The 15,286-nt window shown below is 62.3% G+C and carries 13 protein-coding genes; 9 read left to right on the forward strand and 4 right to left on the reverse strand.

The window, feature by feature from the left end; translation table 11 throughout:
• Window positions 1-38 precede the first annotated feature (38 nt).
• Window positions 39-1,292, reverse strand: coding sequence for a tyrosine--tRNA ligase (gene tyrS / locus CO656_RS03335; RefSeq protein WP_097524806.1), 1,254 nt, complete (start codon window positions 1,290-1,292; stop codon window positions 39-41).
• 128 nt (window positions 1,293-1,420) lie between these two features.
• On the opposite strand from tyrS, the gene CO656_RS03340 reads away from it, so the two are divergent.
• A complete protein-coding gene (locus tag CO656_RS03340; protein ID WP_097524807.1) occupies window positions 1,421-2,584 on the forward strand; it encodes an anhydro-N-acetylmuramic acid kinase in 1,164 nt (387 codons plus the stop codon).
• A 96-nt stretch (window positions 2,585-2,680) separates the two neighbouring features.
• Window positions 2,681-3,877 (forward strand): GGDEF domain-containing protein, encoded by a 1,197-nt coding sequence (locus tag CO656_RS03345; RefSeq protein ID WP_097524808.1) that lies wholly within the window; start codon window positions 2,681-2,683, stop codon window positions 3,875-3,877.
• A gap of 68 nt (window positions 3,878-3,945) precedes the next feature.
• Here CO656_RS03345 and CO656_RS03350 read toward each other — a convergent pair whose 3' ends face one another.
• Window positions 3,946-4,623: an alpha/beta hydrolase gene (locus CO656_RS03350; protein ID WP_037422116.1), complete on the reverse strand. Its 678-nt coding sequence runs from the start codon at window positions 4,621-4,623 to the stop codon at window positions 3,946-3,948.
• 225 nt (window positions 4,624-4,848) lie between these two features.
• On the opposite strand from CO656_RS03350, the gene CO656_RS03355 reads away from it, so the two are divergent.
• From CO656_RS03355 to sufA, 7 genes are all read left to right on the forward strand, one after another.
• Window positions 4,849-6,015 carry a cysteine desulfurase family protein gene (locus tag CO656_RS03355; protein WP_097524809.1) on the forward strand — a complete coding sequence of 389 codons (1,167 nt, stop codon included), beginning with the start codon at window positions 4,849-4,851 and terminating at the stop codon, window positions 6,013-6,015.
• 154 nt (window positions 6,016-6,169) lie between these two features.
• Window positions 6,170-7,639 (forward strand): Fe-S cluster assembly protein SufB, encoded by a 1,470-nt coding sequence (sufB, locus tag CO656_RS03360; protein WP_097524810.1) that lies wholly within the window; start codon window positions 6,170-6,172, stop codon window positions 7,637-7,639.
• A gap of 77 nt (window positions 7,640-7,716) precedes the next feature.
• A complete protein-coding gene (gene sufC / locus CO656_RS03365) occupies window positions 7,717-8,472 on the forward strand; it encodes a Fe-S cluster assembly ATPase SufC (protein ID WP_037383491.1) in 756 nt (251 codons plus the stop codon).
• A 22-nt stretch (window positions 8,473-8,494) separates the two neighbouring features.
• Window positions 8,495-9,772, forward strand: coding sequence for a Fe-S cluster assembly protein SufD (gene sufD, locus CO656_RS03370; RefSeq protein ID WP_097524811.1), 1,278 nt, complete (start codon window positions 8,495-8,497; stop codon window positions 9,770-9,772).
• Between the two features lie 12 nt (window positions 9,773-9,784).
• A complete protein-coding gene (locus CO656_RS03375; protein ID WP_097524812.1) occupies window positions 9,785-11,026 on the forward strand; it encodes a cysteine desulfurase in 1,242 nt (413 codons plus the stop codon).
• A gap of 10 nt (window positions 11,027-11,036) precedes the next feature.
• Complete coding sequence (locus CO656_RS03380; RefSeq protein ID WP_097524813.1) at window positions 11,037-11,417, forward strand: SUF system Fe-S cluster assembly protein; 381 nt, start codon at window positions 11,037-11,039, stop codon at window positions 11,415-11,417.
• A gap of 155 nt (window positions 11,418-11,572) precedes the next feature.
• Window positions 11,573-11,965, forward strand: a complete 393-nt coding sequence (gene sufA, locus CO656_RS03385; protein WP_037422130.1) for a Fe-S cluster assembly scaffold SufA — start codon at window positions 11,573-11,575, stop codon at window positions 11,963-11,965.
• 78 nt (window positions 11,966-12,043) lie between these two features.
• On the opposite strand, the gene gcvP is transcribed toward sufA, so the two are convergent.
• Both gcvP and gcvH read right to left on the reverse strand, forming a co-directional pair.
• A complete protein-coding gene (gene gcvP, locus CO656_RS03390; RefSeq protein ID WP_097524814.1) occupies window positions 12,044-14,908 on the reverse strand; it encodes an aminomethyl-transferring glycine dehydrogenase in 2,865 nt (954 codons plus the stop codon).
• Window positions 14,908-15,270, reverse strand: a complete 363-nt coding sequence (gene gcvH, locus CO656_RS03395) for a glycine cleavage system protein GcvH (RefSeq protein ID WP_037383475.1) — start codon at window positions 15,268-15,270, stop codon at window positions 14,908-14,910. The genes gcvP and gcvH overlap by 1 nt, the downstream gene beginning before the upstream one ends.
• Window positions 15,271-15,286 lie beyond the last annotated feature (16 nt).

The following is a 15,286-nucleotide window of genomic DNA, read 5'->3' on the forward strand; positions in this document are numbered from 1 at the left end:
CGGCCGGCCTTCATCGATTGACGCGGGGGGGGGGCCGTTCAGACGGGCCGCACCAGAATGTGTTTCTTCTTGCCGAGCGACAGCTTGACGACACCGTCGCCGGTGACGTCGCCGCTTCCGACGACGCGGCGCTCGTCATTGATCTGCTCGTCGTTGACGCGGACGGCGCCACCCTGCACGTGACGGCGAGCCTCGCCGTTCGATGCCGCAAGGCCGGCGCGCACCACCAGCGTCAGCAGGCCGAGACCCGATTCGAGCTCAGGAGCGGGGACCTCGATCGACGGCAGGTTTTCCGCAAGCGCGCCTTCCTCGAAGGTCTTGCGGGCCGTTTCGGCTGCCTGCTCCGCGGCTGCCCGACCATGCAGCATGGCGGTGATTTCGGTCGCCAGGATCTTTTTCACCTCATTGATTTCGGAGCCGCCGAGCTTGGACAGTCGCTCGATTTCCGACATCGGCAACGTCGTGTAGAGCTTCAGGAAGCGCGTGACGTCGGCGTCCTCTGTATTGCGCCAGTATTGCCAGAAATCATAGGAGCCGAGCATGTCGGGATTGAGCCAGATGGCGCCATTGACCGACTTGCCCATCTTGGCGCCCGAGGCAGTCGTCAGCAGCGGTGAAGTCAGCGCATAGAGCTGCGGCGTACCCATGCGATGGCCGAGATCGATGCCGTTGATAATATTGCCCCATTGGTCCGAGCCGCCCATCTGGAGGCGGCAGCCGGTCCGCTTGTATAGCTCCACGAAATCGTAGGCCTGCAGGATCATGTAGTTGAACTCGAGGAACGACAGCGACTGCTCGCGATCGAGGCGCGTTTTGACACTGTCGAAGGAAAGCATGCGGTTAACCGAGAAGTGGCGGCCAACGTCTCGCAAGAACTCGAGGTAGTTGATACCCAGCAGCCAATCGGCGTTGTTGATCATCAATCCGTCAGTCGGGCCGTCGCCATAGCGAAGATAGTTGGAGAAGACGGTCTTGATACTCGCGATATTGGCAGCGATGGTTTCCGGGGTCATCAACTGCCGTGCCTCGTCCTTGAAGGACGGGTCGCCGACCATGCCGGTGCCGCCGCCCATGAGCGAGATCGGGCGATGACCCGTCGCTTGAAGCCAGTGCAGCATCATGATCTGGATAAGTCCGCCCGCATGCAGGCTCGGGGCCGTCGGGTCGAAGCCGATATACGCGGTCACGGTTTCCTTTCGGAACAGCTCATCGAGGCCGGCATCATCCGATGTGGTGTGGATGAAACCGCGTTCGTGAAGCGTGTGTAGGAAATCGGACTTGAACTCGGACATAAGCTGTCTCTTTCGGCTTGTTTGGACGTCTGCGGCGGGCGTTTATCACTGTTTTGTCGAAAGTGCACGTTTTTGCTGGGGCAGCGTTTTGCTATGACCGGTGGCAACGGAAAGCGTGGAGGACGTCCATGGGCAAGGTGTTGACGGCGATCGGCCTCATGAGCGGCACGAGCATGGATGGTATCGACGTTGCTCTCCTCGAGACCGACGGCGAAACGATCGTTCGAAGGGGACCGTCAGCGGGATATGCCTATGAGCCGCGCTTCCGGGACCGGCTGAAGCAGGGGCTCGAGGATGCCAGGTCGATCCGCAAAAGGGACGAGCGACCGGGGACGCTGGCGGACCTCGAGCGGGACATGACGTTGCTGCACGCACAGGCGGTCAAGGCATTCCTCAAGGAAAACAATCTATTGTCCGGCAATGTTGATGTAATAGGTTTCCATGGACAGACGGTCCTCCACCGTCCCGACGAAGCCCTGACCGTGCAGGTCGGGGATGGAGAGCTGCTGGCGCGGGAAACGCTGACCGACGTGGTCTACGACATGCGGGCGAACGACATGGCGCATGGCGGCCAGGGGGCGCCGCTGATACCGGCCTATCATGCCGCGTTGGCGGAAAGCATGTCGCAGAGCTCGGACATCGACGCGCCCGTCGCCTTCGTCAATATTGGCGGCATTTCCAACATCACCTACATCGGTGCAGGCGAGGCTATCATTGCCTATGACAGCGGACCGGGAAACACGTTGATCGACCAGTGGATGGAGGCGCATGCCGGAATTCCCTATGACCAGGGCGGCATGGTTGCAGCCGAAGGGTCGGTGCTGCCGGAGCTTGCCGAGCGCTACCTCGCTCATCCCTTCTTCTCGTTGGAAAAGCGCCGCTCGCTCGACCGCAACGACTTTTCGCCGCCGATCGCTGCAGAGGCGAGCCTTGAAGACGGGGCCCGCACCTTGGCGCATGTGACAGCGGCCGCCATAGTCCGGTCGGCAGCTCATCTTCCGCAAATGCCGGCGACTTACATTGTCTGCGGCGGCGGCCGCCTCAATCCTGTGATCATGCAGGACCTGGCCTTACTTGCAGAAGCAGCAGGCGGACGCGTGCTTGCGGCCGAGGCGCTGGGTCTGAACGGCGATTCGATGGAAGCCGAAGCCTGGGCCTACCTGGCCGTAAGATCGTTGCGCGGGCTGCCGTTGAGCTATCCCGCGACTACGGGCGTCATCCGGCCGGTAAGCGGCGGAACGTTGGCGAGGCCGGCGCCCGCGTCGACGGGCACAAACGCCGGGGCGGTTTAATGATTTCTTCGTGCGAGGCCGCTAATCTGCGCGCATTTCTGATTGGTTTAATTGCGGAGCACATGGTCGGCTCCTGATGTTGTTCGGATCTTATTGATGGGTGGAGCGATTTCCCTGCTGGCGGTGAATTTCATCATCGCCCAGATCTTCGTCGTGGCCTTTCTCATCATCGCGGCGAAGAGCCGTGAAAAAAAACCGGCGATCTGGTGCGCCGCCGGCTTCACTGTCGCCTCGCTCTCGGCCGTGTTCGAGACCGCCTTGCCCTTCTCGGTCGTACCGAAGCTTTTTGCTGTCGGCGCCTTTGCGAGCGTGCTCGCCGGCTTCATTCTGATCCGCATCGCACTCGGGTTTTTCTACCGCGTGCCGACGCGCCTGCCGCTCTTGGCCGGCTTCTTTCTCGCTTCGGTGATCCTCGATCTGCTGATCTACGACCTGCCGCGCGGAACGATTAAGCACGCCTTCTTCTATCAGCTGCCGTTCTTCGTCATCCAGATGTGGTCCGCTTCGACGATCGTCAGGTCGAAGCGCAGGTTCCCGGCCGACTGGATCCTATGCGGCCTTCTGGTTCTGACCTCGGTCTACTATTTGGTGAAAATCTACGCCGCTATTGCCGCCGGGGCGGGCGCCACGGCGTCCGACTATCTCGGCACCCCTTTCGCGCTGATTTCGCAGGCACTCGGGGCGATGCTGATCGTTGCGACCGGCATCGCCATGCTCGGGGTGATGGTCAAGGAAATCATCGACGAGGCCCGCGCCAGTTCGGAGCTCGATGCTCTTTCGGGCCTCTACAACCGCCGCGGCTTTGTCGATCGCCTGACGTCCGTTCTCGAAACCGCTGGCGCCGACGGTCCGGGTACCCTCATCCTTGCCGACCTCGACCGTTTCAAGCTGGTCAACGATACCTATGGACATCATGCCGGCGACGGGGTCATCGGACAGTTTTCACGGGTGCTCGTGGAGCTCATGCCGAGCCGGGCGGTAGCGGCGCGGTTGGGTGGCGAGGAATTTGCCGTGTTTCTTCCGCGCCTCGGCCTGGCGGAAGCCCGCGTGCTCGCGCATGGGATGCGCGCGGCGCTCGCATCGACCCGGATCGACGGATTGCCTGAAAGCGTCACGATAACAGCGAGCTTCGGCGTTGCCGCCCTTGTTCTTGGGGAGTCACTGGAAGCGGCCATGCAGCGCGCCGACAAGGCGCTCTACGCCGCCAAGGCCGGCGGCCGGAATCGGGTGGAATGCGCCGAACAGCCGGCAACCGGCGAGCCGGTCGGCTCCCTTCGCGTGGGGCGACAATAACGGTAGATATAAAACGGCCGGAAACCGATTGCGATCTCCGGGCCGAGTGAAGGATGATGTGGCGCGGCTCAGCGGATGCGCTTGGCAGCGGGCTCCGGCACCAGCTCTCCGTTGAGGCGACGGTCGAGATAGTCCTCGCATTCCGTCATCAGCGTCTCGATCTGGCCATTGAAGAAATGGTTTGCTCCGGTAACGGTCCTGTGGGTGATCAGGATACCCTTCTGCGCCTTCAGCTTTTCGACGAGGCTGTTCACGTCCTTCTCCGGCGCGACCTTGTCGGAGTCGCCATTGATGATGAGACCCGACGACGGGCAGGGCGCCAGGAACGAGAAATCATAGATGTTCGGCTGGGGCGCAACCGCCATGAAACCTTCGATTTCCGGGCGGCGCATCAGAAGCTGCATGCCGATCCAGGCGCCGAACGAATAGCCGGCCACCCAGCAGCTCTTCGAGTCGGGATGCAGGCTCTGCACCCAGTCGAGCGCCGAGGCCGCATCGGAGAGCTCGCCCGCACCGTGATCGAACTCGCCCTGGCTGCGGCCGATGCCGCGGAAATTGAACCGTAAGGTCGTGAAGCCGCGCTTCTGGAACATGTAGAAGAGCTGGTAGACGATCTGGTTGTTCATCGTCCCGCCGAACTGCGGATGCGGATGCAGGATGATCGCGATCGGTGCGCTCTTCTGCTTCGAAGGCTGATAGCGACCTTCGAGGCGGCCGGCCGGTCCGTTGAAGATGATTTCGGGCATTGGTTCTCCGGGAACGTTTCTGGTTCAAATCGTCGTTCTCGATGCCAATCTGTCTTGACGAAAGCAGTCAGCTTTTCTAGAACGCACTTTAGAACCGTTCAAAACTTCGATGCGGGCACTCCGCCGCGTTCGTCCGTCTCATAGGACAAGCGGCGCGGAAAATTCAAGAAAAATGCAACGGCATCGATTGCACGGACTGAACCGTCTGCTCTAGCGAAGGAAGCAATGACCGGACCGCGCATATATATGGACTGGAATGCGACAGCGCCGCTTCTGCCCGAAGCGCGAGAAGCATTCCTGTCTGCGCTCGATGCGGTTGGCAATCCCTCATCCGTTCACGGCGAGGGTCGGGTGGTTCGCGGCATGATCGAGAGCGCGCGGCGGGACGTTGCCGCGCTTTGCGGTGCGCAGCCCGCCTCGGTGATATTCACCAGCGGCGCCACGGAAGCGGCCAACATGGTCCTGACGCCGGAATTCCGGATGGGACGCACGCCGCTGAAACTCGGCAAGCTCTATGTTTCTGCGATCGAGCATCCGGCGGTTCGCGAGGGCGGACGTTTTGCCCGGGAAGATATTTGCGAAGTGCCGGTCACGAGCGGCGGCGTCGTCGACTGCGTCGCGCTCGAGACGTTACTCTCGGCGCATGACCGCCAGCGCGGCCTGCCCATGGTCGCCGTCATGCTCGCCAACAACGAGACGGGTATTGTCCAGCCGCTCGCCGAAGTTTCCGCGATCGTGCGTGCCCATGGCGGGCTGTTGGTGGTCGATGCCGTGCAGGCCGCCGGCCGCCTGCCGCTGTCGATCGAGAACCTGGGCGCCGATTTCCTCATCGTCTCGTCGCACAAGATCGGTGGGCCGAAGGGGGCCGGTGCCCTCGTCGCCCGCGGCGAGGTGATGATGCCGGCACCCTTGATCCGCGGCGGCGGCCAGGAAAAGGGCCATCGCTCCGGCACCGAGAACGCTCCGGCGCTCGTCGGTTTCGGGGCGGCTGCGCGGGTGGCTACCGATAACCTCGAGGCGCGCACGACCGCAATCGCCGTTCTGCGCGATCGGCTCGAGGCAGAGATGCTGGAAAGCGCGCCGGATGTGGTGATCCACGGCCGCAACGCGCCGCGGATCGCCAACACGTCCTTCTTCACGCTTCCCGGGCTGAAGGCGGAGACTGGCCAGATTGCCTTCGATTTGGAAGGCGTGGCCCTCTCGGCAGGTTCTGCATGCTCTTCCGGCAAGGTTGGACAGAGTCATGTGCTGACGGCGATGGGCTATGATCCGCGACAGGGCGCCCTGCGTCTTTCGATCGGTGCGTCCACGACGCAAGCGGAGATCGAACGCTGTGCGGCAGTTTTCGCGAAAGTGGCGTCGCGGCGCCGCTCGACCGGGCAGGCCGCGTGAATGCGGAATGCCTTGAACGAAATTGCGGAAAAGCAATTTTCCGCTTGGCAAACGGGGTGAAAACCGCCTTTTAGCCATTACATAAGCGGTGCGCACATATTGCACCGCGTTGACAAGCCGCCGGACCTTGGATCCGGCGAGATTGGAGAGCGACATGCCTGCCGTGCAGGAGACCATTGATCAGGTCCGCCAGATCGACGTGGACCAATACAAATACGGCTTCGAGACGAAGATAGAGATGGACAAGGCGCCGAAGGGCCTGTCCGAGGATATCATCCGCCTGATCTCCGAGAAGAAGAACGAACCGGAATGGATGCTCGAATGGCGCCTTGAGGCCTATCAGCGTTGGCTCACTATGGACGAGCCGAGCTGGGCGCGTGTCAAGTATCCGAAGATCGACTTCAACGAGATCCACTATTATGCCGCGCCGAAGGGCACGACCGGGCCGAAGTCGCTCGACGAGGTCGATCCGGAGCTGCTGAAGGTCTATGAGAAGCTCGGCATTCCGCTGAAAGAGCAAGAGATCCTCGCCGGCGTCGAGAAGACGAAGATCGCCGTCGATGCGGTGTTCGATTCCGTCTCCGTCGTCACCACCTTCAAGGAAGAGTTGAAGAAGGCCGGCGTGATTTTCATGTCGATCTCGGAGGCGATGCGGGAGCACCCCGATCTCGTGCGGAAGTATCTGGGTACCGTGGTGCCGCAGTCGGACAACTTCTACGCGACCCTGAACTCCGCGGTCTTCACCGATGGTTCCTTCGTCTATGTGCCGAAGGGCGTTCGTTGCCCGATGGAGCTTTCGACCTATTTCCGCATCAACGAGCGAAACACCGGCCAGTTCGAGCGGACGCTGATCATTGCCGACGAGGGCGCCTATGTCTCCTACCTCGAAGGCTGCACGGCGCCGCAGCGCGACGAGAACCAGCTTCACGCCGCAGTCGTCGAACTGATCGCGCTCGATGACGCCGAGATCAAGTATTCGACGGTGCAGAACTGGTATCCGGGCGACAAGCACGGCAAGGGCGGAATCTACAATTTCGTGACCAAGCGCGGCGATTGCCGCGGCAAGAACTCGAAGATCTCCTGGACGCAGGTCGAGACCGGTTCGGCGATCACCTGGAAATACCCGTCCTGCATTCTGCGCGGCGACGGTTCGCGCGGCGAGTTCTACTCGATCGCCGTGTCGAACGGTCACCAGCAGGTGGATTCCGGCACCAAGATGATCCATCTCGGCAAGAACACGTCGAGCCGCATCATCTCCAAGGGCATCGCTGCCGGTGTTTCGGACAACACCTATCGCGGTCAGGTCTCGGCGCATCGCAAGGCGGAGAACGCCCGCAACTTCACGCAGTGCGACTCGCTCTTGATCGGCGACAAGTGCGGCGCCCATACGGTTCCCTATATCGAGGCGAAGAACTCGACCGCACAGTTCGAGCACGAGGCGACGACCTCGAAGATTTCCGAGGATCAGCTGTTCTACTGCCTGCAGCGCGGCATTCCGGAAGAAGCGGCGATCGCACTGATCGTCAACGGCTTCGTCAAGGAAGTGATCCAGGAACTGCCGATGGAATTCGCCGTCGAGGCGCAGAAGCTGATCGGCATCTCGCTGGAAGGCTCGGTGGGCTGAGGCCTGGGACTGACAATTGAACCGGCGCGCTGGACCTGCGCGCGAAAACTATTCGTTTCCCAAGAGGACGATTTGAAATGCTTGAAATCAAGAACCTGCACGCCCGCATCGCCGAAGACGGCACCGAGATCATCCGCGGCCTGGACCTGACCGTGAAGGCCGGCGAGGTCGCTGCCATCATGGGACCGAACGGCTCCGGCAAGTCGACGCTCTCCTACATCCTTTCGGGGCGCGAAGATTACGAAGTCACCGAGGGCGACATTCTCTACAACGGCGAAAGCATCCTCGAACTCGATGCTTCGGAGCGCGCGGCCAAGGGCATCTTTCTTGCCTTCCAGTATCCGGTCGAGATCCCGGGCGTTGCCACCATGCAGTTCCTCAAGGTGGCGATGAACGAGCAGCGCAAGTATCGCGGCGAAGACGAGCTGACCACGCCGGAATTCATGCGCCGCGTCAAGGAAGCCGCCGCCGAGCTGAAGATCGCTCCGGAGATGCTGCGTCGGCCGCTGAATGTCGGCTTCTCGGGCGGTGAAAAGAAGCGTGCGGAAATCCTGCAGATGGCGCTGCTTCAGCCGAAGCTCTGCGTGCTCGATGAGACCGACTCCGGCCTCGACATCGACGCGCTGAAGATCGTCGCCGACGGCGTCAACGCACTGCGCTCGCCGGACCGCGCCGTCGTCGTCATCACGCACTACCAGCGCCTGCTCGACTACATCGTCCCGGACACGGTCCACGTTCTCTACAAGGGCCAGGTCGTTAAATCCGGCGACAAGACGCTGGCCCACGAGCTTGAAGCCAAAGGCTATGCCGACATCATCGAGGCGGCAGCCTGACGCCTGTTGAAGGAGTGTTCGAATGAATATGCAACAGGCCATCAAGATGACGGCAGCCGAAACGGCGCTCGTTGACGCCTATACCGCCCAGATCGGCGATCTGCCGGGTGACGGGGCGGTGCTGTCGCTGCGCGACACGCTGGTTCACGAGCTGAAGACGGCCGGTCTCCCGACGCGGCGCGTCGAGTCCTGGCATTATACGGACCTGAGGACCCTGCTGCGCGCAGTGCCCTCCGCCGATCCGTCCGCCTTTGCCGATCGGGTCGAGCCGATTGTAACTGGCGCGACCGTGCTTTCGGTGCGCAATGGCGAGGCCGATCTCAAGAGCCTTCCCGAAGGCGTAACGGCACGCTCCTATACGGAGAGCCTGATCGACGGCTCGGCTGCCGCCGGGCTTGCGGTACTCGGCTCCGACGACGCCATCGGCCGCATCAATGGCGGCCTGGTCCGCGGCGGTCTGGAGATCGCCGTTGCGGCAGGTGCCGAGCTGGAAACGCCGCTGGAGATCCAGGTCGCGCAAAGCCATGGCCAGGCCCACACCCGTTTCCCGGTGTCTTTCGGCGCCGGATCCAAGGCAACCGTGCTCGAGCGGCATCTGTCGACCAACGGGGATGCGAGCTTCGTCTCCTCGGTGAGCGACGTGACGCTTGGCGAAGGCGCCGACGTCATCTGGATCATCCTGCAGCAGCAGGGCCCGGCCGACACCCATCTCGGACAGATCCGTTTCGACCTCGCGAAGGACGCGAAGCTGCACGTGTTCGTCATCAATGCCGGCGGCAAGCTGGTGCGCCAGGAACTGCACGGTAGGGCGAGCGGCGAGGGATCCGACTTGACCCTGCGCGGCATCAACCTGCTGGGCGGCGAGAGCCACACGGACGTGACCTTCACGCTGAGCCACGACGTACCGCACACGACCTCGAGCGAGATCATCCGCAACGTTGTCTTCGATCGTGCCAAGGGCGTGTTCCAGGGCAAGATCCTGGTCGCCCAGGACGCCCAGAAGACCGACGCGAAGATGTCGTGCAATACCTTGCTCTTGTCGGACGACGCGGACTTCTCGGCGAAGCCCGAGCTCGAAATCTTCGCCGACGACGTTCAGTGCGGTCACGGTGCGACGGTCATCGATATCGATCATACGCAGCTCTTCTACCTGCTCTCTCGCGGTATTCCGGAGAACAAGGCCCGCGCCATGCTCGTCAACGCCTTCGTTGCCGAGATCGTCGAGGAACTGGAAGATGACGAGGCACTGGTCGAGGCACTAGAAGGCGTGATCTCGGACTGGCTCGAAAAACACGCCTGATTGGACAGGACCATGGAACATACTGTGCCGGTGCCGGCCTATGACGTAGAGGCCGTAAGAAATGATTTCCCGATCCTTTCGCGGACGGTCTATGGCAAGCCGCTTGTTTATCTCGACAACGGTGCATCGGCGCAGAAGCCGCAACTCGTCATCGACGCGGTTGCCCATGCCTACGCCAATGAATACGCCAACGTACACCGCGGTCTGCATTTCCTCTCGAATGCCGCGACGGACGCCTATGAGGGCGCGCGTGAAAAGGTGCGCCGCTTCCTGAACGCACCGTCCGTCGACAATATCGTCTTCACCAAGTCGTCGACGGAGGCGATCAATACGGTCGCCTATGGCTACGGGATGCCGCATCTCGGCGAGGGCGACGAGATCGTCGTCTCGATCATGGAGCACCACTCCAACATCGTACCATGGCACTTCATCCGTGAGCGGCAGGGGGCCAAGCTCGTCTGGGCGCCGGTCGATGATGATGGCGCATTCCATATAGAGGATTTCGTCAACTGCCTGACCGAGCGGACGAAGCTCATTGCCATCACGCATATGTCGAATGCGCTGGGCACGGTCGTTCCTGTCAAGGAAATCTGCCGTATCGCTCGCGAGCGCGGCATTCCGGTTCTTGTCGATGGCAGCCAGGGCGCGGTGCACATGCCGGTTGACGTGCAGGACATCGACTGCGACTGGTATGTGATGACCGGCCACAAGCTCTACGGCCCGTCCGGTGTCGGCGTGCTTTACGGCAAGGCCGAACGGCTCAAGGAGATGCGGCCCTTCATGGGCGGCGGCGAGATGATCGAGGAAGTGACGGAGGACCGCGTCACCTATAACGATCCGCCGCACCGGTTCGAAGCCGGCACGCCGCCGATCGTCCAGGCGATCGGGCTGGGCTACGCGCTGGACTACATGGAAAAGGTCGGCCGCGAGGCAATCAGGGCGCATGAGGCGGACCTTACCGCCTATGCCCGCGAGCGCCTGTCCTCGGTGAATTCGCTGCGCGTCTTCGGCGATGCGCCGGGCAAGGGCAGCATCTTCGCCTTCGAGATCGCCGGCATTCATGCCCATGACGTCTCGATGGTGATCGACCGGGCCGGCATCGCCGTTAGGGCGGGCACCCATTGTGCGCAGCCGCTCTTGAAACGTTTCGGCGTCACCTCCACATGCCGTGCGTCCTTCGGCCTCTACAATACGCGGGCCGAGGTCGACGCTCTGGCGGAAGCGCTGGAACATGCGCGCAAGTTCTTTGCCTAAGGAGGCAGACATGAGTCTCGGGGAAGCGCAGGGAAAGGTCGATGTCCGCGAAGGCATCGTACATTCGGCCATTCCAGCCGAGGAATTGGCGCGCCTCAGCGACGACATCATCGCCGCGCTGAAGACGGTCTATGACCCGGAAATCCCGGCCGATATCTTCGAACTCGGTCTTATCTACAAGATCGACATCGAGGACGACCGGATGGTGAAGATCGACATGACGCTCACGGCTCCGGGCTGCCCCGTCGCCGGCGAGATGCCGGGCTGGGTCGAGAACGCGGTCGGCGCCGTAGAGGGTGTTTCCGGCGTTGAGGTGACCATGACCTTCGATCCGCCATGGACGCCGGACCGCATGTCGGAAGAGGCGCAGGTGGCGCTCGGCTGGTATTAGAGCGGGATGAGGAGAAGTGTTCGCGGTTTTCCACTCGCATCCCGCTGCATGATTCACGCCCGAACTCCCATATTGATCCGTTAACATACGGGCACTACATTTGATTCTGGAAAGCACCGGGCCTTTAACCCGGTGATGTGAAGGAGATGGAGCCTATGGGCTTTGCCGTAATGAGCCTGACCGATGCCGCCGCCGGCCGCGTCCGGTCGATCGTCGAGAATGCCGGCGGCGACGCCAAGGGCATCCGCGTGAGCATCAAGAAAGGCGGCTGCGCCGGCATGGAATATGCCGTGGACCTCGTCACCGAGGCGAATGCCAGGGATGATCTCATCGAACATCAAGGTGCCAAGGTCTGGGTCGCGCCGGAGGCGGTGCTCTACCTGCTCGGCACGCAAATGGACTTCGAGGTGACCGCCCTGCGCTCCGGCTTCACTTTCAGGAACCCAAACCAGACGTCCGCCTGCGGCTGCGGCGAATCGGTCGAGCTGAAGCCGGCGGATTTGGCCGCGCTTGCTGCAGAAGGCAACCCGGTGGTGCGTGCCAACTGACGCATCTCGCACACGGCTGCAGATAAAAGCAAAAGGCCCGGTTTTCGCCGGGCCTTTTGCTTTGTCCCTTGTGTCAGTTCACTCCGCCGCTTCCGCGTAGGCCTCGATCGGCGGGCAGGTGCAGATGAGGTTGCGGTCGCCATAGACATTGTCGACGCGGTTCACCGGCGACCAATACTTGTCGACGCGGAAGGCGCCGGGCGGGAAGCAGGCCTGTTCACGCGTATAGGGCCGGTCCCAGTCGCCGACGAGGTCTTCAACAGTGTGCGGCGCGTTCTTCAGCGGATTGTTGACCTTGTCCATCCGGCCTTCCTCAATGGCGCGGGCTTCCTCGCGGATCGCCAGCATCGCATCGCAGAAGCGGTCGAGCTCCGCCTTGGTCTCCGATTCCGTCGGCTCGATCATCAATGTACCGGCCACCGGCCAGCTCATCGTCGGCGCGTGGAAGCCGCAGTCGATCAACCGCTTGGCGATGTCGTCGACCGTGACGCCGGCGCTTTCGGCGAGCGGCCGCGTATCAACGATGCACTCATGCGCGACCCGTCCCTTGGCCGATTTGTAGAGCACGTCATAGGCACCCTTCAGCCGCGCGGCGACATAGTTGGCGTTGAGGATCGCCACCTTGGTCGCCTGGGTTAGGCCTTCGCCGCCCATCATCAGGCAATAGCTCCAGGAGATCGGCAGGATCGAAGCCGAGCCGAAGGGAGCAGCGGAGACTGCGCCCTCATTCTGGTCCGTTTCCGGGTGGCCCGGCAGGAACGGCGCGAGATGCGCCTTGACGCCGATCGGCCCCATGCCGGGGCCGCCGCCGCCATGCGGGATGCAGAAGGTCTTGTGCAGGTTCAGGTGGCTGACGTCCGAGCCGATGTCGCCGGGACGCGAGAGGCCGACCATGGCGTTCATGTTGGCGCCGTCCAGGTAGACCTGGCCGCCATGCTTGTGGACGATCTCGCACACCTCGCGCACGTTCTCCTCGAACACCCCATGAGTCGAGGGATAGGTGATCATGCAGCAGGAGAGGGTGTCGGCATATTGCTCCGCCTTGGCGCGGAAATCGTCCATGTCGATCTCGCCGATGTCGCTCACCTTGACGACCACGACCTTCATCCCTGCCATGTGCGCCGAGGCCGGGTTGGTGCCGTGTGCCGATGTCGGGATCAGGCAGACGTCGCGATGACCGTTGCCATTGGCGATGTGATAGGCGCGGATCACCAAGAGCCCGGCATATTCGCCCTGCGCGCCTGAATTCGGCTGCATCGAGATCGCGTCATAGCCGGTGATGGCGCAGAGCTTGTCGGACAGGTCTTCGATCAGGTGCTGGTAGCCGCGCGCCTGATCGGCCGGGACGAACGGATGGATTTCCGAAAATTCCGGCCAGGTGATCGGCAGCATTTCCGCCGTCGCGTTGAGCTTCATCGTGCAGGACCCGAGCGGGATCATCGCCCGGTCGAGCGCCAGGTCGCGGTCGGCGAGGCGACGGATGTAGCGCGTCATCTCGCTTTCGGCGCGGTTCATGTGGAAGATCGGATGGGTGAGGTAATCGCTGGTGCGCAAGAGCTCTTTCGGCAGCCGGTAGTCCGGCTCGAACTGCTCGACCTTGAAGTCGCCGCCGAAGGCCCGCCAGACCGCCTCGAGTGTCACCGGCCGCGAACGCTCGTCGAGGCTGATGCCGATCTTGGTCGCACCGATCTTACGAAGGTTCACCTCTTCCGCGACCGCGGTCTTCAGGATGATGCCCTGCAGCTTGCCGACCTCGACCGTAATCGTGTCGAAGAAGACGTCCGGCTCGACCGTGTAGCCAAGCTTCTCGAGGCCCATCGCCAAACGCACCGTCTTCTGATGGACACTCTGGGCAATCGCCTTGATGCCCTTCGGACCGTGGAAGACCGCGTACATCGACGCCATCACGGCGAGCAGCACCTGGGCGGTGCAGATATTTGAGGTGGCCTTTTCGCGGCGGATATGCTGCTCGCGCGTCTGCAGGGAAAGCCGGTAGGCCCGGTTACCGCGTGCGTCCACCGAAACGCCGACCAAACGGCCGGGCATCGACCTTTTGTGGGCATCCTTGACGGCCATATAGGCGGCATGCGGTCCGCCATAGCCGACCGGAACCCCGAAACGCTGCGTCGAACCGATGGCGATGTCGGCGCCCATTTCTCCCGGCGATTTCAACAGGGCAAGCGCCAGCGGATCGGCGGCGACGGCGGCGATGGCGCCCTGTTCGTGCAGCCTGGCGATCAGCTCGGAGAAATCGCGGACATGACCGTAGGTGCCGGGATACTGGAAGATCGCCCCGAAGACGCCGGCGGCAACGAGATCCGAGAAAGGGTCGCCGATGACAAGCTGCCAGCCGAGCGGCTCGGCACGGGTCTGCAGGAGCGCGATCGTCTGCGGATGGCAGTTCTCGTCGACGAAGAAGGCCTTCGCCTTGGACTTGGCGAGGCGCTCGGCCATGGCCATGGCTTCGGCCGCGGCCGTCGCTTCGTCAAGCAGCGAGGCGTTGGCGACATCGAGGCCGGTCAGGTCGCAGACCATCGTCTGATAATTGAGCAGCGCCTCGAGCCGGCCCTGGCTGATCTCCGGCTGATAGGGCGTATAGGCCGTGTACCAGGCCGGGTTTTCCAGGATGTTGCGCTGGATCACCGGCGGCGTGATCGTGCCATAGTAGCCTTGGCCGATCAGCGAAACGAGCTTGTCGTTGCGATTGGCTGTCTCGCGCAGCTTGTCGAGCGCTTCCCGCTCGGTCATCGGCGCACCCCAAGACAGCGGCGTCCTCTGGCGGATGGAGGCCGGAACGGTGTCGTCGATCAGCGCATCGAGGCTCGGATAGCCGACCACCTTCAGCATCTCCTCCATCTCGGAGGGCGAAGGGCCGATATGGCGTCGATTGGCGAAATCGTAAGGCTTGTAGTCGGTAAAGGTAAAATCCTTGGGCATGCTCATCAGCCGACAAGCTCCTTGTAGGCTGCTTCGTCGAGCAGACCATCGGCAGAGCGCGGATCGGCAAGCTTCAGCTTGAAGAACCAGGCTGCCCCCTGGGGATCGCTGTTGACGAGCGACGGATCGTCGACGATCGCCTGATTGACCTCGATGATTTCGCCGTCGAGTGGACAATAGACGTCGGAGGCGGCCTTCACCGATTCGACGGTCGCAGCCGAATCGCCCTTGGCGAAGGTCGCGCCGGCTTCCGGCAGTTCCACGAAGACGAGATCGCCAAGCTGGCCGGCGGCGTGTTCGGTGATGCCGACGGTCGCAACGCCGTCCTCGACCTTCAGCCACTCGTGTTCTTCGGTAAATTTCAGCATACGCGCTCTCTCCTGA

The organism is Sinorhizobium sp. FG01 (assembly GCF_002531875.1).
Lineage (GTDB): Bacteria > Pseudomonadota > Alphaproteobacteria > Rhizobiales > Rhizobiaceae > Sinorhizobium > Sinorhizobium fredii_C.